The 20,280-nt window shown below is 73.1% G+C and carries 15 protein-coding genes; 4 read left to right on the forward strand and 11 right to left on the reverse strand.

Annotated elements, in window-relative coordinates:
• Positions 1-10 precede the first annotated feature (10 nt).
• From HDG69_RS15615 to HDG69_RS15625, 3 genes are all read right to left on the reverse strand, one after another.
• A complete protein-coding gene (locus HDG69_RS15615; RefSeq protein ID WP_171784761.1) occupies positions 11-1,261 on the reverse strand; it encodes an FAD-binding protein in 1,251 nt (416 codons plus the stop codon).
• A 4-nt stretch (positions 1,262-1,265) separates the two neighbouring features.
• Positions 1,266-2,426: a winged helix DNA-binding domain-containing protein gene (locus HDG69_RS15620; protein ID WP_171784762.1), complete on the reverse strand. Its 1,161-nt coding sequence runs from the start codon at positions 2,424-2,426 to the stop codon at positions 1,266-1,268.
• Between the two features lie 97 nt (positions 2,427-2,523).
• Positions 2,524-4,053, reverse strand: a complete 1,530-nt coding sequence (locus HDG69_RS15625; RefSeq protein ID WP_171784763.1) for an alpha-N-arabinofuranosidase — start codon at positions 4,051-4,053, stop codon at positions 2,524-2,526.
• Positions 4,054-4,111: 58 nt separating this feature from the next.
• Here HDG69_RS15625 and HDG69_RS15630 point away from each other — a divergent pair, with 58 nt between their 5' ends.
• Entirely contained in the window at positions 4,112-5,143 is a 1,032-nt protein-coding gene (locus HDG69_RS15630) for a LacI family DNA-binding transcriptional regulator (RefSeq protein WP_343036473.1), read from the forward strand.
• A 37-nt stretch (positions 5,144-5,180) separates the two neighbouring features.
• Here HDG69_RS15630 and HDG69_RS15635 read toward each other — a convergent pair whose 3' ends face one another.
• From HDG69_RS15635 to HDG69_RS19175, 3 genes are all read right to left on the reverse strand, one after another.
• Positions 5,181-5,552 carry an STAS domain-containing protein gene (locus tag HDG69_RS15635; RefSeq protein ID WP_171784764.1) on the reverse strand — a complete coding sequence of 124 codons (372 nt, stop codon included), beginning with the start codon at positions 5,550-5,552 and terminating at the stop codon, positions 5,181-5,183.
• Between the two features lie 131 nt (positions 5,553-5,683).
• The gene (locus HDG69_RS15640; protein ID WP_171784765.1) at positions 5,684-6,214 is read right to left on the reverse strand and encodes a YbaK/EbsC family protein; all 531 of its coding nucleotides are present in this window, start codon (positions 6,212-6,214) and stop codon (positions 5,684-5,686) included.
• Between the two features lie 18 nt (positions 6,215-6,232).
• Positions 6,233-8,470 (reverse strand): M15 family metallopeptidase, encoded by a 2,238-nt coding sequence (locus tag HDG69_RS19175; RefSeq protein WP_171784766.1) that lies wholly within the window; start codon positions 8,468-8,470, stop codon positions 6,233-6,235.
• A gap of 142 nt (positions 8,471-8,612) precedes the next feature.
• Between HDG69_RS19175 and HDG69_RS15650 the strand changes: the two genes are divergently transcribed.
• From HDG69_RS15650 to HDG69_RS15660, 3 genes are all read left to right on the forward strand, one after another.
• On the forward strand, positions 8,613-9,401 hold the full coding sequence (locus HDG69_RS15650; protein ID WP_171784767.1) for a LamB/YcsF family protein: 789 nt from the start codon (positions 8,613-8,615) through the stop codon (positions 9,399-9,401).
• Positions 9,398-11,044 carry a 5-oxoprolinase subunit B/C family protein gene (locus HDG69_RS15655; RefSeq protein WP_171784768.1) on the forward strand — a complete coding sequence of 549 codons (1,647 nt, stop codon included), beginning with the start codon at positions 9,398-9,400 and terminating at the stop codon, positions 11,042-11,044. The genes HDG69_RS15650 and HDG69_RS15655 overlap by 4 nt, the downstream gene beginning before the upstream one ends.
• Before the next feature lie 75 nt (positions 11,045-11,119).
• A complete protein-coding gene (locus tag HDG69_RS15660; protein WP_171784769.1) occupies positions 11,120-11,590 on the forward strand; it encodes a hypothetical protein in 471 nt (156 codons plus the stop codon).
• Positions 11,591-11,680: 90 nt separating this feature from the next.
• Here HDG69_RS15660 and HDG69_RS15665 read toward each other — a convergent pair whose 3' ends face one another.
• From HDG69_RS15665 to HDG69_RS15685, 5 genes are all read right to left on the reverse strand, one after another.
• Positions 11,681-14,629: a hypothetical protein gene (locus tag HDG69_RS15665; protein WP_171784770.1), complete on the reverse strand. Its 2,949-nt coding sequence runs from the start codon at positions 14,627-14,629 to the stop codon at positions 11,681-11,683.
• Between the two features lie 49 nt (positions 14,630-14,678).
• A complete protein-coding gene (locus tag HDG69_RS15670) occupies positions 14,679-16,016 on the reverse strand; it encodes an ABC transporter substrate-binding protein (protein WP_171784771.1) in 1,338 nt (445 codons plus the stop codon).
• Positions 16,017-16,078: 62 nt separating this feature from the next.
• The gene (locus HDG69_RS15675; RefSeq protein WP_171784772.1) at positions 16,079-17,038 is read right to left on the reverse strand and encodes a carbohydrate ABC transporter permease; all 960 of its coding nucleotides are present in this window, start codon (positions 17,036-17,038) and stop codon (positions 16,079-16,081) included.
• Positions 17,039-17,045: 7 nt separating this feature from the next.
• The gene (locus tag HDG69_RS15680) at positions 17,046-17,984 is read right to left on the reverse strand and encodes an ABC transporter permease subunit (RefSeq protein ID WP_171784773.1); all 939 of its coding nucleotides are present in this window, start codon (positions 17,982-17,984) and stop codon (positions 17,046-17,048) included.
• Positions 17,981-20,161 (reverse strand): alpha-galactosidase, encoded by a 2,181-nt coding sequence (locus tag HDG69_RS15685; RefSeq protein ID WP_246256727.1) that lies wholly within the window; start codon positions 20,159-20,161, stop codon positions 17,981-17,983. The genes HDG69_RS15680 and HDG69_RS15685 overlap by 4 nt, the downstream gene beginning before the upstream one ends.
• Positions 20,162-20,280: the final 119 nt, after the last annotated feature.

Raw genomic sequence — 20,280 nt, forward strand, 5'->3', positions numbered from 1 at the left:
GCACGGTGGTTCAGCCGAGCAGCCGGGCGAGATAGCCGCCCCGCAGCCGGCCGTCCGGGTCGAACCGGTCCGCGAGCGCCCGGAACTCCCCGAACCGCGGGTAGAGCGCGCCGACGTCGGCGGGGTCGAGCGCGAAGAGCTTGCCCCAGTGCGGGCGGGCGCCGAGCGGCAGCAGCGCGTCCTCGATGACGGGCAGCACCGCGGCGACCTCGGTGTCCCGCTGGTGCCACGTGAAGTGCAGCGCCACCGAGTCCTCGGGGAACGGGCTGAGCCAGAGGTCGTCCGCCGCGACGGTCCGGATCTCGCAGGTCTGCAGCAGCGGCGCGACCTGGGGTGCGAGGCGACGCATCTCCTCGATCGCCGCGACGGCGTGGCGGCGCGGCAGCAGGTACTCGGTCTGCAGCTCGGCACCCGACGACGGCGTGAACTCGAGCCGGAAGTGGCTGAGCCGTTCGTGCCAGGGCCCGGCCACCCCGAGCTGATCGGTGCAGGCGACGGGGTCGACGTCGGGCAGCGGGTGCATCGGCACGGTGGACCATCGCAGACCCTCGACGGGCTGCGGGCGCTGAGCGCCGGCGGGCGCGAGCGACTTGAACAGGACCTGTCGCACGGCCGGCTCGTCCCAGCTCGTGAACATGCTGACGGAGTACGCGGCGCCGGTCAGGGCGTCGAAGGAGTCGAGCACGGTGTCCCACGGCACGTCGACGGCGATGTCCTGGCGGACGTCGAAGGTCGGCATGGTCTCGAGCTCGACGCGGGTGACGATCCCGAGGGCGCCCAGGGAGACGACGGCACCGGGAAAGACCTCTGGGTCGTCGGCACGGGTGATCCGGCGCAGCTCGCCCCGGGTGGTCATGATCTCGAGGCCGACGACCGCGGCGGCGAGCGAGGGGTTGGTGTCGCCGGACCCGTGGGTGGCGGTGGCGACGGCCCCCGCGACCGAGATGTGCGGCAGCGACGCGAGGCTCGCCAGGGCGCGCCCCTGCAGCTGCAGCGCCCGGGAGAGCTCGCCGTAGCGCAGGCCGGCGTTCACGGAGACGACCCCCGTGTCGGGGTCGAGGTCCGCGGCCGGCCGGCCGTCGTCGAGCCGGTCGACCTGGATCTGCGTCCCGGTGGTGTCGGCGATGTCGTTGAAGGAGTGCCGCGAGCCCAGGGGGCGCACGGGCCCACCGTCGGCGAGCACCTCAGCGAGCTCGTCGAGGGTGGCCGGTCGCGCGAGCGCCTGCGCCGCGTAGTGGAGGTTCCCTGCCCAGTTCTGCACGCGCCTAGCCTGCCACGGCTCGCACCCGGTAGGCGGCGAGGTCGGTCGCTGCGTCGCGGACCGCGTCGTGCTCTGCCGGCGCCGGCTCACGCTGCCACTGGAGCTCGAGCTCGCCGTCGTGCGGGGCCCGGGCGGGCCAGCGCCACCGGGCGGCGAGGAGCCCGTCGACCGCGACGCTGTGGATGAAGGCCCCGATACGTCCGGGTGCGGGCGCCCGGGCGTCGGCCACCACGTCTCGCGTCTCCCGGTAGGAGCACAGCAGCTCGTCGTACCCGCACAGCAGGTCCACCACGGGGCCCGACGACGGTGCTGCAGCCCGCGGCCCGGGGGCGACCGGCCGGCGCGCGGCGTCGTCGTGCCCCGAGGGCGTGCTGAGCAGCGTGAGACCGTCCAGGTCGCCGGTGCCGGGGACCTCGACCACCTCGCCGGCGTCGAGCAGGTCGGCGAGCCCGCCGCGGAGCACCGTGAGCGTCAGGCCGCACCACTGGGCGAGGTCCTTGGCGGTGGCGTACCCGCGCCCGGGCAGGAATCGGCGCCAGAGCTCCCGGACGGCGTCGTCCGGGTCGAAGGTGCTGCCGAGCGGGCCGTAGCCCGCCGGGACGCGCTCGTCGAAGGCCGCGTACGTGTGGCGCCCGTCCGCCGTCGGGCCGCTGACGACCACCTGCCGCAGCTCGGCGTGCATGAGGATATGGGTGAGGGTGATGCCGGGGGCGTCCGCCGCGACGACCCCGCGGGCCACCAGCAGGGCGCCGAGCTGGGCGCGGGTGCGCGCACCGGCAGCGACCTCCTCGGCGACGGCGTCGATCGCGGCCGTCGGGTCGCCGAGGCCCCACTGCTTCTCCGTGGAGGCCATCGTGCGCGCGACGCGGGGCCCGGTGAGCTCGAGGAGCCAGCGGGCGTCGTCGGGCCGCACCAGGTGCCACGTGGGCCGCAGGACGTGCGTGCGCAGGAGCTCGCCGTCGTCGAGGGCGTCGAACCCCGTCTGCTCTCCGTGCCGCGACGCGGGGGCGATGCGTCGCGAGAGGCCCCACAGCGTCGGGCGCAGCTCCTGCCCCTGGACGGCGAGCAGGTGCCCGACGGCGGTGGGCAGGTCGGGCAGGGCGGGCTCCCGCAGGTGCTGGGCGTGCAGGCGCGCGGTGCGGACCGTGGCGGCGTCGACGCTCATGCCGCCACCCTTCCACGGTGTGGGCGTGATTTCTGGGCGAATTTTCCGGGCAAACCAGACTTCACGGGCCAGAAATCACGCCCACAACGCTCGGGGGTCAGGCGAGGGTGAGGCTGACCGTCGCGTAGGAGTGCGCCGGGAGGGTGACCTCGAGGCCGCGCTCGTGCGGGCGGATCGCCTCGAGAGCCACCGGCGCGACGGCGTCGGGCGCGTCCGGGGTGTTGTGCGTCGCCAGCTCCGGGGCGCTGAGCACCCGGCCGCTGTGCGCCGTGACCTCGCGCCCGCGCAGGTCGAGCACGACCGTCCGCTCCGCCGTCGCGTCCAGGTTGGTCAGCGAGACGAGCGCGGTGCCGCCGCGCGTGGAGGCCGACGCCGAGACCAGCGGCAGCTCGGCCTTCTCCCCGGCCCGGGTGGGCACGCCCTGCAGGTGGACGTCCAGGGAGTCGGCGTCGTGGTGGCCGGTGTTCATCTCGAACACGTGGTAGCTCGGGGTCCGCACCAGCGCCCCGGTCTCCGGGTCGGTGAGCAGCATCGCCTGCAGCACGTTGACGGTCTGGGCGATGTTGGCCATGACGACGCGATCGGCGTGCTGGTGGAAGGCGTCGAAGTGGACGCTCGCCACGAGGGCGTCGCGCAGGGTGTTCTGCTGGTACAGGAAGCCCGGGTTGGTGCCCGGCTCCACGTTCCACCAGGTGCCCCACTCGTCCACGACCAGGCCCACCCGCTTGGCCGGGTCGTAGCGGTCCATGACCTGGCCGTGCCGGGTGAGCAGGTGGTCCATGAACCGGGCCCGCTCCAGGGCGAGGTACCACTCGTCCTCGGTGAACTGCGTCGCGGCGCCCTTGTCCGCCCAGGGGCCCGTCATCGTGTAGTAGTGCAGCGAGATCGCCTGGAAGGGCCCGGCAGGGCGCTCCGACTCCTCCGGCTTGTCGAGCGCGTCGAACGACTGCATGAGGACCTCGGTCCAGTGCAGGTCGCCGTCCGAGGCGCCGGCGGCGATCCGGTAGACGTCGTTGCCCGCGTGGTTGCGCACGTACGTCGAGTACTGGCGCGCCAGCGAGGCGAACTGCTCCACGCGCAGGTTGCCGCCGCATCCCCAGGCCTCGTTGCCGATCCCGAAGTAGGGCACCTTCCACGGCTCGTCACGGCCGTTGGCCCGGCGCAGCGCCGCCATCGGCGAGTCGTCGGCGCGGGTGAGGTACTCGATCCACTCGCTCATCTCGGCCACGGAGCCGGAGCCCACGTTCCCGGCGATGTAGGCCTCGGTGCCGAGCAGCTCGCACAGGTCCATGAACTCGTGGGTGCCGAACGAGTTGTCCTCGACGACGTCACCCCAGTGCGAGTTGACCATCCGGGGGCGCTCGTCGCGCGGGCCGATCCCGTCACGCCAGTGGTAGTCGTCGGCGAAGCAGCCGCCGGGCCAGCGCAGGTTCGGGATGTTCAGCGCGCGCAGGGCCTCGACGACGTCGAGCCGGATGCCGCGCTCGTTCGGGACGTCGGAGTCCTCGCCGACGTAGAAGCCGCCGTAGATGCACCGGCCCAGGTGCTCGGCGAAGTGCCCGTAGACGTGCCGCGAGATCCGCGCGCCGGGGAGGTCGAGGTCGATGACAGCCGTTGTCTTCTCCATGGACGTGACTTTAACGATAAAATCTCGCCACGGAAAGGGGATCGATACCGTGACGTCCGTGAAGCCGACCATGAGCGACGTGGCGCGCGCCGCCGGCGTCTCCGCGATGACGGTCTCCAACGCCCTCACCGGACGACGACCGGTCAGCCCGGCGACCCGGGCCCGCGTCGAGCGCGCCGCCGCCGACCTCGGCTACGAGCTCAACCTCACCGCCCGCCACCTGCGCGCCGGCCGCACCGACACCGTCGCTCTCGTGGTGCCGCACTTCGACCACCCGTACTACGGCGAGCTCGCGGCCCGCATGGGGCGTCACCTCGCCGACCAGGGCCGTCACCTCGTCGTCGAGCAGAGCGGCGCGCGGCGCGAGGCCGAGCTCGCCGCGGTCGCCCCGGCCCGGTGGCAGCTCTACGACGGAGTGCTGCTGTCCGCCGTCGGCACGACGCCGGACGACCTCGCCGGCCTGCACACCTCCGTCCCGCTCGTGCTGCTCGGGGAGCAGCAGATGCCGGCCCGCTACGACCACGTCCGCATGGACAACGTGGCCGGGGCCCGGCTCGCCACCCGGCACCTGCTCGCCACCGGGTCGCGACGGGTGGCGATCGTCGGCGGTGCCGACCCGGACCGGGACGCCGGCATGCGCACCGCACGCACGCTGGGGTGGACCATGGCGCACACCGACACCGGGACCGCCCCGGCGCCCGAGCTGCTCGTCCGCACGGGCCCCGACCTCTCCGCGGGCCGCGACGCCGTCCGCCGCCTGCTCAGCGACGGCACCGACTTCGACGCCGTGTTCGCCGTCACCGACACCCTGGCCGTCGGCGTCCTCGCCGCCCTCGCCGAGGCCGGCCGGCGCGTGCCCGACGACGTGCAGGTCGTCGGGTTCGACAACCTCGCCTCGTCCGGGTTCACGGTGCCGGCGCTGACCACCGTGGACCCCGGACACGAGCAGATGGCCGTCGAGACGCTCCGGCTCCTCGACCAGGTCGTGGCCCGCGCAGCGTCCGGCGAGGCCGACGGCAGGTCGTCCGGCCCGGAGCACGTCACGGCGCCGGTGCGGCTCGTCGTGCGCGCCACCACCCGCTCGGCGTGAGCACCCCGGCATCGCGGACGGGTCGGACGAGGGCAGGTCAGGCGCCCGCGGGCTGCTCCTCGCGCACGACGGGGATGCGCCCCGCCATACCCACCATGTCCAGGACCTCGGTGACCGCCTCGGACGGCTCGAAGAGCTGCACCGGAGAACCGGTCTCCTGACCGAGCATGTAGATCTGCAGGATGAACGCCACACCCGAGGAGTCGAGGAACGTCACGTCGCGGACGTCCAGGACGATCGGGGCGGCGGTGCGACGCGCCACCACGGTGGACATCGCGTCGCTCGCCGCCTCGCGCAGCGCGGCGTCCACCTCACCCCAGAGGGTGACGTACGTGCCGTCCTCCTGCTGCTGGCAAGAGATTCCGGAGCCCGGATCGGGCTCGAGTTCTGTGGTGCGGTCCGTGTCCATGGGGTTGTCAGGCTCCCGTAGTGCCGTCGGCGGCCGATCGTGGCTCCCCTCCCCCGACGAAGGCCACGGGGTCGAGTGTTCACCCGCTGCGTCGATTCGTCCAGTGGAACCGACCGATCGTTGCCTGAGGTTCACCCGCCGGACTGCGGAACCGGCTCGGTGACGTCCGCGACCTGAGCACCCAGGACCCGCACGAGCTCGTCGGCGTCCAGGGTGGCGGAGACCCCGGGGCCGCCGGCCCCGATCGACACCGGCCCCGCGCCGACGACGGACCCGTCCGCCACCACCGGCCACGCCGTGGTCGCGCCGAACGGGGTGATCGTGCCCCGCACGTACCCCGTGACGTCCCGCGCGACCTCGGCGTCCGGCATCGACAGCCGGTTCACGCCGAGGAACGACCGGAGCCGCGCCCACGCGATGGCCCGTCCGCCCGGCACGAGCACGAACAAGAAGTCGTCCTCGCCACGACGGACCACCAGGGTCTTGAGCACCTGGTGCGGGGCGACCCCTCGCGCGACGGCCGCCTCCTCCAGGGACGCCACCGGGCCGTGGCGCGTGATCGCGAAGGCGACGCCCGACGCCTCGAGAGCGTCTCGGGCACGCTGCTCGGCCTCGGACCCGGCTCCCGGCCCACGGCGCCCGCCGGGGAGGTCACTCGTCACAGGGCCTCGGCGCCTTCCCTACTTCTTGAGCCCGGTCAGGCCCAGGACGCCGCCCAGGAGCCCCTTGGAGCCGCCGTCCTTCTCCTGTTCGTCCGGATCACCCTCGTCCTCCGAGGGTGACGGGGAAGGGCTCGGCGACGGCTTCGGCGTCCCGCTGGGGGACGGCGTGGGGGCCGGTTCGGTCGGCTTCGGCGACCCGCTCGGGGACGGCGTGGGGGCCGGTTCGGTCGGCTTCGGCGAGGTGCTCGGCGACGGCGAAGGGCTCGGGCTCGGCTTCGGCGAGGTGCTGGGCGACGGCGAAGGGCTCGGGCTCGGCTTCGGCGAGGTGCTCGGCTTCGGCTTCGGCTCGTCCTTCTTCTTGTCGGCCTTCTTGCCGTCCGACGTGCCGTTCTTCTTGCCGTCCGACTTCTTGTCCTTCGCGCCGTCGGCCTTCTTGCCGTCCGGCTTCTTGTCGGCCTTCTTCTTGTCCGAGGACTTGTCGGAGCTCTTGCCCTTGCCGTCCTTCGTGTCGGCCGACGCGCTCTGGCCCGCGCCGGCGCTCTTGCCGTTCGACCCCGTGCCGCCGGCCGCACCACCGGCGATGTCCGTGGTCGAGGAGGCACGGTCCGGCACGGGCCCGGCGGCGAAGAACTCGAAGTGCCACGGCTCGGGCTTGCTGCCGTCGAGACGGGCCCAGGTCGGGTTGTCCCATCCGTAGTCGGGCCCGTGGACCCGCAACCAGGCGTACTCGGCGGACCGGCCGCTGGAGATCGGGGTGGACAGGTCGACGGCCAGGCCCCAGCCGTGGTTCGACGTGCCCGGGACCGCGGCCAGGTGCGGCTTGGCGGCACGGACCGCGACCTGCCCGGCGAAGGAGCGGTACGAGTCGGTGATCGGGATGTTCGTCCCGAACCGTTCGCGGTAGGCCTCGTTGAGCGCCTCGAGCTGCAGGGCGGCGTCGCAGCGCAGCATGTGGCCCGGGGCCCACGGGAGGTCGCACAGCACCGAGGCCGGGATATGACCGTTGCTGTAGCCGGCCGTCGATGCCGCGTGCTGGTCCACCACGGAGCGCAGTGCCGCGGACAGCGAGTCGGCCGCGGCGGCCAGCGGCAACCCGTCGGCCGTGGCGGGGGTGCCGTCGTTCGTCACGAACGACCCGTCCGGGAGCTCGGTCACTGCACGGCGCACCTCGATGACGTACGTCGCGGCCGCAGGGTCGAGAAGCGTGGACAGGCGCATCGCCGCCACCACGACGTCGTCGAACGTCACGGCCTCGTGCAGGTGCTCGTGGCCCTCCTCGTCGTGCTCGTCCGGCACGGCGGGGACCTCGTCGGGCACGGCGGGAGCCTCGTCGGGCACAGCGGGGACATCGTCCGGCTCCGCACCCTCGGTCTCGCCGAGAAGCCCGACGCTCTCGAACGGGCGAGCGACCGGCAGGGCACCGTCCGCCGCGAGGAGCTCCTCCAGGGTGGGCAGCTCGAGTCGCGGCACCTCGATCGGCTCGACGGGCTCCGGCTCCGCCGTCGCCCGCGACCGGTCGGCGCCGTCGGCCTCCTGGTCGTCGGAGGGGTCCGCGTACTCCACCTGCGGCGTGCCGACGTCGACGGAGTCCTGCGGCCGCACCGAGCCGGTGTCGGCGTCGGCGTCGGTGGCGTCGACAGCCGGGGGCTCCGCCTGCGCGGGCGGGCGCAGCTCCTCGACCTCGAGGCCGTCGGTGTCGAGAGTCAGGTCGTGGTCGTGCGCGGGGTCAGGTTCCGCCGGGTCGATCTCGACGACGTCGTCACGGGCACCGCCGAGGCCGTCCCGGGGCTCGAGAGCCACCCGCTCCTGGGCGACGTAGATGCTCAGCAGCGAACCGAGCTCGGCCGCGGCCTGCTGGACCTCCGCGTCGAACGCGCGCCCGGACTCGAGGGCGGCCAGCTCCGCGCGCTCGATGATGTCGAGGATCTCTTCGACCGTCTGAGGGCCGGTGGGCGTCGCCGCGCCGACGACGCCCAGGACGACCGGGTCGGCCTCGACGGGAGCGGTGAACCCGGGGTGCTCGGCGAAGTCGTTCCACGGCAGGTCAGCCATCGAGCCGGCCATGATCCCCGCGACGAGGGCGAAGGCCGCGGAGCTCGCTCCCAGGGTGCGCAGCACCGGGTGGGCGTGCCCGGCCGGCGGGGCTGATCCCGCCCAGGCCTCGTCGACGGCGTCGCCGTCGTGTCCTCCCAGGTCACCGTTCTTGTCGAGCACCACGTGGAACCCCTCTGCCAGCTGCTGTGCTGCCGAACGCATCCTCGCACATCGACGTGCTGCGATGCTGCGGGCAACTTCCCCCTGCGGACCACTCTGCGGTACGCGGCCACGTCCCGCCACCCGTCCGGCGCACCATTCACCCCCTGTTCGCCCGCGCCACCGGCCGGGCACACTGGGCACCATGCTCCCTGCCTCCGCGTCGGCGCCACGGATCGACCTGAACAGCGACCTCGGCGAGGGGTTCGGCCGCTGGGAGCTGGGGGACGACGACCGCATGCTCGACGTCGTCTCCAGCGCCAACGTGGCCTGCGGTTTCCACGCCGGCGACCCCGCGACGATGCGGCGGACCGTCCGGGGTGCGGCCCGGCGCGGGGTGGCGATCGGGGCGCACGTGTCCTACCGGGACCTCGCGGGTTTCGGGCGTCGCGCGATGGACGTGCCGAGCGACGACCTGCGCGCCGACGTCGTCTACCAGCTCGGTGCGCTGCAGGCCTTCGCCACCGCCGAGGGAGCGCGGGTGCGGTACGTCAAGCCGCACGGGGCGCTCTACCACGCGGCGGCGACGGACGAACGGGTCGCCCGCGACGTGGCCGTGGCGGTCGCCGGGGTGGACCCGACGCTCGTCCTGCTGGGTCTGCCGGGCAGCGTCGCGCTGTCCGCCGCGGCCGAGGCAGGTCTGGCGACCGCCACAGAGGCCTTCGCCGACCGGGCGTACACCCCGGCCGGGACGCTCGTGCCGCGCGGTGAGCCCGGGTCCGTGCTCGACGACGCCGACGCCGTCGCCGCGCGTGTCCTGCGGCTCGTCACCACCGGGACCGTCACGGCGGTCGACGGCACGGAGGTCCGCGTGCCGGCGGACTCCGTGTGCGTGCACGGGGACACCCCGGGTGCCGTCGCCATGGCGCAGCGGGTCCGCGAGGTGCTGGCCGCGCAGGGCGTGGAGCTGCGACCGTTCGTCGAGACCGCATGAGCGGGAGTCCCCGCGACGGGTCACCACCCGGCGCACCCGCCCCCGGGGTGCGGGTGCGGCGAGCCCGCGACGACGTCCTGCTGGTCGAGGTCGCCGACCTCGCGGCCGCCACCGAGCTGCACCGGTCCCTGCGCTCGGACCCGCTCCCCGGCGTCGGGCACACCGTGCCCGGCGCCCGCACGGTGCTGGTCCCCTTCGACACCGGGGTCGTCGAGGCGTCGACCCTCGCGGCGGCTCTGCTGGCGCGGGCCGCGGCGCCGTCGGCCGGCGCCGACGACCCCGGGCGGCTCGTGGAGGTCCCGACGACCTACGACGGCGCGGATCTCGACGACGTCGCCGCCCACCTCGGGTGGAGCCGCGCCGAGGTGGTGCGCCGGCACGCCGCCGCGGGCTGGACCGTCGGCTTCATGGGGTTCGCCCCCGGTTTCGGGTACCTGGTGGGGGACGACCCGGGTCTCGTCGTGCCGCGGCGCCCGTCCCCGCGCACGCGTGTCCCCACGGGGTCGGTGGCGCTCGCCGGCGAGTACTCCGGCGTCTACCCGCGCGCGAGCCCCGGCGGGTGGCAGCTGGTCGGCCGCACCGACGTCGCTGCCTGGGACGTCCGGCGCGACCCGCCGTCCCTGTGGGTCCCCGGCGACCACGTCCGTTTCGTGGCGGTGCGGGAGTCGGTGCGAGGCGCCCGCGCGGTCGGCACGTCCGGCTCCGCTCGGCAGCTCGAGGTGCCGAACGGAGCCGGACGTGCCGAGCGGAGCGGGCTGGAGGTGGTGGACCCGGGGCTGCAGACCCTCGTCCAGGACCTCGGCCGCCCCGGGCACGGCGACCTCGGCGTCACGGCCTCCGGTGCCGCCGACCCGCGCAGCCTGCGCGCCGCCGCACGAGCCGTCGGGAACGCGGCCGAGGCCGCCTGCCTGGAGACGCTCGGCGGGCTGCGGCTCCGCGCGCACGGGCCGTGCGTCGTCGCCGTGACGGGCGCAACCGGCCCCCTGCTGGTGACGACCGGCGCCGGCACCGTCCGTGAGCCGGCACGCGGCCGACCGTTCCCCCTGGCCGACGGCGACGAACTGACCGTCGGGATGCCGCCGCGCGGCCTGCGGTCCTACGTGGCGCTGCGCGGGGGCCTCGACGTCCCCCCGGTGCTGGGGTCGCGCGCCACCGACGTGCTCGCCGTCCTCGGACCGGACCCCGCGCACCGCGGCACGTTCCTCCCCGCCGCCGGGGCGGCGTCGTCGGCCGTGGCGGTCGACGACGTCGGAGGGCCCGACCCGCAGGAGCTGCCCGCCCCGGGCGAGACGGTGACCCTGCGGGCCACGCTCGGCCCGCGCGACGACTGGTTCACCCCCGCAGCACGGCAGGTGCTCACCTCCCAGGTCTGGGAGGTCACGCCACGGTCCGACCGCATCGGGCTGCGCCTGGCCGGCGCCGTCCCGCTGGAGCGCGAGCCCGCCGCGCAGCACGCCGAGCTGCCGAGCGAGGGGTGCGTCACCGGAGCGCTGCAGGTCCCGCCCGACGGGCAGCCCGTCCTGCTCCTGACCGACCACCCGCTCACCGGGGGCTACCCCGTCGTCGCCGCGGTGTCGTCGAGGGACCTGTGGCGGCTCGGCCAGGTTCCCCCCGGGGCACGGCTGCGCTTCCGTGTGACGTGAGTGTGCGCAAGATCTCCACCAACTCTGTGGTGGCGACCACACACAAAGCACGACGCCCCAGGCAGGATAGGGCCCATGACGTCGATGACGACCAGCACCTCCACCGGTCGAGCACCGGGCCGCGCCGCCGCGGCAGGTCTGCTCGCCGTGACCCTCACCCTCGGCGCCTGCTCCGTGCCCGACGACGTCGAGCGGCACATCGCCGATGCCCAGGTCCAGGCCGAGAGCCTCGACGCCGACCTTCAGCAGCTCGCGGACCAGACCTCCGAGCTCACCTCCGGACTCGGGGAGGACGTCACGCACGCCGTCGACTCAGCACAGGCCGCCACCGACGAGGCGCTCACCGCGCTCGACAAGGCCGCCGACTCCTCGGACAGCGCGGTCGTGGCGCTCGCTGACGCCCAGGTCGCGCTCGAGGCAGCCTCTGCCGAGCTCCACCACGTGATCGAGCACGCCGACACGACCCCCGAGGTCGCCGCAGCCCTCACCGAGCTGCAGGAGCAGATCAACGCGCTGCGCGGGCAGACGGAGGACGCGAGCGAGTAGCGTCCCGACCCGGGCGCCCGGCTCGGCGCAGACCGACGGCCCCTGGCCCGTGGAGCGCATCCACGAGCCGGGGGCCGTCGGTCGTCGGCCCTAGGGCTTCGCCTTGGGCCCGATGGTGAACTCGACGACCGTCACGTTCCCCGCGACGTCGAGCACCTCGAGGACGTTCTGCCCCCGCTGCGCACCGAACCGGCCCGGCACCACGACGTCGAGGTCGTGGTCGGTCACGCCTGCCAGGTCGTGGACGGTCCCGTTGAGCGAGAACCGGTCCAGCCCCTCGCTGCTGTGCAGCGCGAACGACACCTTGCGGTACGTGCCGTCCTCGCCGACGGTGTACCGGGCACCGTCCTTGACCTCCACCGTCGGCGCCTCCGTGCCGCCGTCGGCGCCGTCGTTGGTGACGGACAGCACCAGCGGTGCCAGCGTGAGCTGGTCGAGGTTCGGGGCCCACCCGGTGGCGTTGCCGAGCGTGAGGGCGCCGTCGTCCGTCACGAGGTCGAGCGGGACGGTGTGCGTCCAGAACCCCTGCCACGAGTAGTTGTGGCGGTAGGCACCCCGGGTGGTGCCGCCCCCCTCCTCGCCGATGTCGAGGAACCGGGTGACCACGTCCGTGTTGTACGGGTGCCCGGTGTTGACCTCGGCGTTGGCGTAGCGGGCCACGAAGTTGTACGCGCCGGTCGGCACGTCGTCCGGACGCTGCCAGACGGCACGGCTGTCCGGGCCGCCGCCGAGCCAGCCGACCACCTCGCCGGAGACGTTCGTCGGCTCGGCGACCTCGTCGACCCGCGCACCGCCCTGCAGCTCCAGCGCCTCCTCGGCCTCGACCGTGACCACCGCGGTGTCGGCGTCCGTGGCGCGGACCGTGGTCACGGAGGTGAGGTCGACCGCGCCCTGCGCCCGCACCGTGACCTCGCTGATGCCCTGTGCCAGGTGGACGCGAGCCGTGGAGCTCCAGCGCCCTGCGCCCGTCGCCGCCAGGCCGTCGACCGCTCTGCGGTTCACCTCCAGCGAGAGGTCGGTGGCCTGCGACGACGCGTAGCCCACGGTGAGGTCGTGGTAGCCGGTCTCCCGGACGGCGACGTAGAAGGTGGCCGCGTCGCCCTCGTCCAGGCGCACGTCACCGGCGTCGGCCTGCCCGGCCGGCTCGCCGAACAGCACCGACCCGCCGTCCAGCCGGGCCAGGTGCGCGGGGTAGACCCCGGTGTCCGGGCCGTCGACCCGGGTCAGCTCGAACCTGTCGACGGTCACGTTCGATCCGGGCAGGGTCGTGGTCCCGTCGATGCTGGTGCGCCACGACAGCTCCCGCGTGCCCTCCTCCAGGTCGAGCAGCACCTCGGAGGCGCCGCGGTAGCGGGCGTTGAACCCGGCCTCGTGCTGGACGGTCGCGGCGTGCTCGCCGTCCACGAACAGCGCGTTGCGACCCGCCGTGGTCGTGCCGACCACCGCGCGCAGCCGGTAGGTGCCCGTGGTGGGCACGTCGACGTCCCAGGTCAGGGACGAGCTCGCGGAGGACAGGCCGCTCACGTCGTGCTGGCGCGACGCGGCGAACGTCCAGGCGTCGTCGGCCGGCTGGTGGTCGACCTGGACGCCCTGGAGCGTGGTGTCCTCCGCCTCGATGGTGGCGCGCCACGCCGTGGCGGGCTCGGGCTGCTCGGCCAGCGGCGGAGTGACGACCACCTGGAAGGCCGAGTGGCGGTCGTCGTGGGGGACGGCCACCTGGATCGTGCCGTCCTGCACCTCGACGCGCTCGGTGGCGACCACCGGCGGGTTCAGGGCAGCACCCTCCTGGCCCGACCACTCGGCCTCGCGCACCTGGACGTCCACCACGGCGCCGAAGACCTCCTCGTCGAGCCCGCTGATGTCCACCCGGACGTCCTTGCTGCCTCCGCCGAGCAGCACCGTCGCCTGCCGGCGCTCGGTGTCGAGGGTGGCCGTCGCCTGGAGCGTGTCGACGGCGTCCAGCGCGGGCGGGGTGACCTCGACGGTGTCGCCGGTGAGGTCGGCGTACCACTTGAGCAGCCACCACGCGCCGTTGGCCTCGTTGGTCCTGGCCATGTTGTCGTTCAGGTTCCCCGCGAACGTCCAGTAGGCCGTCTGCGCGTCGACCTTCTCGTCCTCGAACATCGAGATCCACTGCACGAGCTGACCGGGCACCGACATGTCCCGGCGCATCGCGTACTCGGTGATGTTGACCGGCAGCGGTCCGACCCCGACCTCCTGCTCGATCTGGCGGAACTCCGCCAGGTGGGACCGGAAGGTCGCGAGGTTGTCCACACCCAGCTCGTGCCAGGTCCAGATGTCCGGCAGCGTGTCGGTCTCCTTGCCGTGCTGGAGGATCTCTCGTGTGCTGCCCCCGTGCCACCAGGCGTCACCGGGCCCGGCGATGCGCGCCTCCGGGTAGATCTCCTTGATCGTCCGGTAGGCCGCGACCCAGTCCTCGAGGAAGTGGTCGCGCATCTCCGACCAGTTGCCGTACCAGTTGATGCCGTCCGGTTCGTTGAACGGCGTGAAGACGTACCCCTCCGGATACTCCGACTCCTCGACGATGTGGGTGACCACGGTGCGCACGATCTCGAGGTAGCTCTCGAAGTCCTCGGGACGCTGCCCACCGTTGTAGGGCCAGTCCGGGTAGTAGTCCTGGATGTTGACCATCAGGTACTCCCCGCCGTTCTCGAAGAACGAGCGCTCCACCTCCAGTGGGTCGCCGTTGGGGTGCTGCTCGCCGTACGGCGCCTTCTGCGTGACGTTCGTGGGGCGGGCGCCGGCGATGATCGCGTCCGTCGGGGCGCCGTCGTCGCCCAGCCCGTAGAGCATGCCGGACGCACCCCCCTGGACGGCACCCGTCGAGGTCGACAGGTCGACGCCGAGCACCTCGACGTCGGCGGCGGTCGCTGATCCTGAGGTGATGGCCACGAGACCCGTGGCTACCATCATCGCGGCGGTCGCGCCCGCAGCGGCGCGCCGCCAGGGCGGCGTCGGGCCCTGTCGATGGCTGCCCTGTCGGTGGCTGCTGTGTGCCGTGCTGCTGTGGTCCTGCATCGTCACTCCTTCGTGAGTCAGGGATCTGCTGGCGGTGGGACGGTCGGTGTCAGTCCTCGAGCAGGGCGTTGATCGAGTCGTTCGCGGCGGTGAGCGACGAGGCGTCGGTGTTGCCGAGGTAGATGTCCTCCAGCGCCACCGAGGCGATGGCGTTGACCTCGCCGGAGTGCAGGGTGATGGGGGCCAGGAAGGTCCGGCCCTCCTCCTCGTAGCTGAAGAACGCGGAGACGTCCCAGCCCTTCTCGTCGAACGCGGCCAGGGCGTTCTCGGCAGACCCGGGGATCGCCGGGAAGACGACGGCGTGCTCCGCGACGACGTCCTGGCACTCGCTGGAGCCGAGGTACTTCACCCACTCCCAGGCGGCCGCCTGCTTCGAGGAGGAGGCGCTGATGGAGTCGGCGACCCCGTTGAAGATCGAGGCGCGCTCGCCGGTCGGGCCGACGGGCCCGGGTGCGATGCCGACGTCGACGCCGTCCAGCTCCATGAACGAGCCGGTGGCCCAGGAGCCGTTCGTGCCCATGGCGACCTTGCCGGAGCCGAGCTGCGTCGGGGTCTCGTCGGAGAAGACGCCGGCGGAGGGCGCATAGCCCTTGTCGGCCAGGCCGTAGAACCAGTCGATCGCCTCCTGGAGCTGCGGGTCGTCGAACCGGTACTGCGTGCCCCACGGGTTGCTGTCGAGGTAGTCCCAGTCGAGGGAGCCGGTGAAGTTGGCCCACTGCATCTGCCCGGTCTCCTCGAAGTTCGGGTTGATGCCCATCCCGTACACCGCGACGCTGGAGGCGTCGAAGCCCTCCTCGTCACCGCGCACCCCGTTGGTGTCGACGGTGAGACGTGCCACGACGTCCTCGAACGTCCCGCCGTCCTGGGGGTTCCAGTCGGCCGTCCAGAGGTCCTCGGCAGTGAGCCCGGCGTCGGCCAGCATCTCGGTGTTGTAGAAGAAGGCGGTGGTGTCCCAGTCCTTGGGCAGCCCGTAGGTGGAGCCGTCCACGTACTGCCAGGGCTCGAGGAGGCCGTCGGCGTAGACACCGGTGTCGAACGCGTCGGCCTGGATCATCTCGTCCAGCGCGACGACCTGCCCCTGGGCGGCGAACTCGCCGTACTTGGACAGGTGGTCGACGAAGACGTCGGGGCCGGACCCGCCGACGAACGAGGCGGTGAGCTTGGTCCAGTAGTCGTCCCAGGCGAACTGCTCGATCTTGACCGAGACGTCCCCGGTCTCGGCGAAGTCCTCGGCGCACGCCTGGTAGGCGGGCAGCTGGTTGGAGTCCCAGAGCCAGTAGGTGATCTCGCCGGAGGCCTCGTCCCCGGCGGCGCCGTCGCCGCCGGAGCAGGCGCCGAGCGCCAGGACCAAGGATCCTGCCACGGCGAGGTGTGCGGTCTTTCGCATGGTCGTTCCCTTTCGCAGACATCCGCGTCGATGGTGCGGAGATGGTGGTGCGGGCACCGGGGTCACTTGATCCCGGTGAAGCCGATCGAGTTGACGATGCGCCGGGCGAAGAGCCCGAAGAGCAGGAGCATCGGGAGCGCGGCGAGCAGCGTCGCCGCCATGAGGCCGGCCCAGTCGGGGGCGGACTGCGGCGCCTGGGCGCGGAAGATGCCGAGCGCCAGGGTGAGGACGCGCGAGTCCTCGGACTGGCTGACCAGCAGCGGCCACAGGTAGTCGTTCCAGGCGGTCATGTACGTGAGGATCGCCAGGGTGGCCACCGCCGGGGACGCCATGGGCAGGATGATCGTGAAGAAGGTGCGGAACCGGCCGGCGCCGTCGAGCTTCGCGGCTTCCTCGACCTCCACGCTGATCCCCGCGAAGAACTGCCGCAGGAAGAACACCGCGAAGGGCGTCATGATCGTGGTGGGCAGCGCGATGCCGGCCAGGGTGTCGAGCAGGCCGAGGTCGCGGATCAGCAGGAAGTTCGGCAGCAGGGTGAAGATCACCGGCACCATGAGCCCGGCGAGGAACACGCTGTAGACGACGTCGCGTCCCGGCCAGCGCAGCCGCGCGAACGCGTAGGCGGCCATCGCGGAGAAGAAGATCTGCCCGGCGGTGACGAGCGTCGCCACCACGACGGAGTTCAGCAGGTACCGCGGGAAGTCGAGCGAGGCGCCCGAGCCGCCGTCGGCCAGGGACTCCGCCGGCGTCGCCAGGCCGAGCGCCCGGCGGAACCCCTCCGTGCTGAACCCGACCGGCAGCGGGTCGGCCGCCCCGCCGGGCAGCGCCGCGTTGGTCGACAGCGCCGTGCGCAGCATCCAGTAGAAGGGGAACAACGTCGCGAGCATGACCAGGACGAGCACGACCCAGCCGAGGACCCTGCCGAGGCCGGGACGGCGGAGGCGACGTCGTCGTCGGGGGGCGCTCGCCGGCGTCACGGTGCCGGTGCCGGGCGGTGCGGGCGCTGGTGCGGTGGTGGTCATCGGTGCCTCACGCCATGTCGTTCTGGTTGGCCCGGGTGGCCCGGAACTGGACGATGGAGATCGTCGCGAGGACGACCATGAGCGCCACGGACATCGCCGAGGCGTAGCCGAAGTCGTAGCCGCGGCTGAACGCGACCTCGTAGATGTAGTACTGGACGACGTTCGACGCGTTCGCGGGGCCGCCCTGGGTGGTGACGGAGACGGTGTCGAACACCTGGAACGAGCCGATCATCGTGACGATGAGGACGAGCCCGAGGTAGGGCCGCAGCAGCGGCATCGTGATCTCCCGGAACATCCGCAGCTCGGACGCGCCGTCGACGCGACCGGCCTCGTACAGGTTGGCGGGGATGGTCTGCAGGCCGGCGAAGACCAGCAGCGCGGTGTAGCCGAGGTGCCGCCACACGTTGACCATGGCGATCGTCGGGATGACCAGGGACTGGTCGCCGAAGAACATGACCCGGTCCCACCCGAGCCCTTCGACGACCTCGTTGACGAACCCGAGCTGGTAGTCGAGCAGCATCAGGAAGAGCATCGCCGCGACGACGTTCGAGACCAGGTAGGGCGTCAGGATGATGCCGCGCACGATCATCGACCGGGTCAGGCGGTGCATCAGGACGGCCACCAGGACCGCCAGGACGGTCTGGACGCCGATGTTGAGCACGACGTACCAGATCGTCACGCGGAACGCGTTCCAGAACACCGGGTCGGCGACCATGCGCTCGTAGTTCGCCAGACCGACGAACCCTCCCGGTTGGAACGCGGTGGAGTCGGTGAGGCTGAGCCAGATGCCTCGTAGGGTCGGCCACAGCAGGAAGGCGACGAACCCGACGGTCGCGGGCAGGATGAAGACCAGGGCGGCCGGCAGGTCTCCCAGGCCCTGGAGGCGCCGACGCCGCGTGCCCGGGGACGGGCGGGCCCGCCCGGTCGCTGCGGGGGCGGCGCTCACCGGTCCTCCTCCACGTGGATCAGCGCGGAGCGGTCCGGGTCCAGCGCCGGCACCTGGACCCCGACGCTGCCGAGCGTCGCCCCGGTGAGCCGCAGCCCGTGCTGCCACCAGGCCGGGTAGACCCGGGGGTCGCGCTGCGACGTCGCCCCCGGGCCGGCCGCCTCGACCCGGTAGGTGCGCGCCGGGTCGAGGCCGGGCAGCAGCACCCGGCCGGGCGGCCAGGTGACGTGCCGCTCCAGGACGGTGACGCAGTACAGGGCCTCGGACCGGTCCGGGCGGACCGCCCCGTGGAGCCACAGGTCGCCGCCCTCCAGGTGGCGCCGGACCGTCGTCCCGGTGTGCAGCAGGTCACGCACCTGCTGGTAGTACTCGACCCAGGCGCGCAGCTCGGCCCGCTCGTGCTCGCCCGCCTCCGCGAGGTCCCACTCGATGCCCAGGTGGCCGAACAGCGCCGTCGCGGCGCGGAACGACAGGTCCAGCCGGCGGCCGGTGGTGTGGGCGCGCTCGGCACCGACGTGACTGCCGACCAGCTCGGGCGGGAGCAGCTGGGCGGTCCAGCGCTGGATCTCCTGGCGCTCGTGCGCGTCGATGCAGTCCGAGGCCCACACCCGGTCGGTGCGCTCGAGGATCTCGAGGTCGACGCGGGCGCCCCCGGAGGAGCACGACTCGATCTCGAGCGCCGGGCGTGCGGCGCGCACCCGGTCCAGCAGCGCGTAGGCCGCCAGGGTCTGGGCGTGGACGCCGGCCCGTCCGGTGCGGGTCGAGCCGGCGTCCACGAGGTCGCGGTTGTGGTCCCACTTGACGAAGTCGACGCCCAGGTCCTCGACGACGGCCAGCACGCTGGTGAGCACGTGGTCGAACGCGCCGGGGTGGGTGAGGTCGAGCACCTGCTGGTGGCGGGCCTCGACGGGCAGCCGGCCGGGCACCTGGAGGAGCCACTCCGGGTGCGCCCTCGCGAGCTCGGAGTCGAGGTTGACCATCTCGGGCTCGAACCACAGGCCGAACTCCATGCCGAGCCCCTTGACGTGCTCGACCAGCTCCTTGAGACGCCCGGCACCCCACATCTCCTCCGAGACGTGCCAGTCACCCAGACCGGCGGTGTCGTCGCGGCGCGAGCCGAACCACCCGTCGTCGAGCACGAACCGTTCGACGCCGACGTCGGCGGCGTGGTCGGCGAGCTCCTTGAGCCGGTCCAGGTCGTGGTCGAAGTAGACGGCCTCCCACACGTTCATGACGACCGGACGCGGGGAGCGCGGGTGACCCGGCCGTGCGCGCAGGTGCCCGTGGAACCGGGCGGCGAGCCCGTCCAGGCCGTCGCCGTGGCCCGCGTAGAGACGTGGCGAGGAGTACGTCTCGCCGGGATCCAGCTCGATCTCGCCGGGCAGCAGCAGCTCTCCGCCGAGGAGCAGGCGCTCGCCGCCGAAGGTCCGCTCCGCGGCGACGTGGTGGTTGCCGCTGAACGCGACGTGCATCCCCCACACCTCGCCGTGGCCGAAGTCGAAACCGGGCCGGCCGGCCACGAGCAGGGTGGCGGCGTCGGCCCCGGTCCGCCCGTGCCGCCCTTCGCGCAGGTGGGTGCCGACGGTGAAGTCTCGCCGCTGCGGTACCCGCTCCTTGGCCCAGCGGCCGGCGAGGTCGAGCAGCTCGTCGGCCGAGGTCGGCACCGGCAGCGCCAGGCGCAGCGCGTCGACCGCGTAGGGCGTGCTCCCCCGGTTGGTCAGGTGCGCCCGCAGCCGCAGCAGGCCGGAGGCGAGGAGCTCGGTCTCGAGCACCAGGCGCAGCGCGGTCTCGGCGTCGTCGGCGGTGACGGTGACGGTCCCGCCCGCGTCGCGCCGATCGACGACGACGTCGACGGGCGTGAACCTCGGCGACCAGTCGCGGCCGGAACGATGGCCCTCGAGGCCGGGGCTGCCGGTCCAGCCGGTCCAGGGCTCGGGCAGCAGGGCGACAGGGGCGGGTTCGTCGACGCCGTTCGTCGCCAGCGGCGGCCGGGCGGCGTGCTCCAGCTCGGCGAGCGCGGCGTCGTCGAGCGGTCCCGGGTCGGCGCCCCAGTGCAGCACCGTGGGCAACCGGTCGGGCGGGAGGGAGAGCACCACGGCCGCCCCTGCGGCAGCCAGCCGCACCCTGGTGGGCCATCCACGTCCTGCGGCGGCAACGCCGTCCTGCGCCATCGGCATGCTCGACACTCGCGCCAACTCCCTTGTCGTCCCCGCCGCTCCGCGGGTTCTGCAAACGTTGGTCAGAGAGTAGACGGGCGGGAGCCGATTCTGCAAACGTTGGTCAGAACGCGTGCAGG

It is taken from the genome of Isoptericola halotolerans (assembly GCF_013149785.1).
In the GTDB taxonomy this organism is placed as follows: domain Bacteria; phylum Actinomycetota; class Actinomycetes; order Actinomycetales; family Cellulomonadaceae; genus Isoptericola; species Isoptericola halotolerans.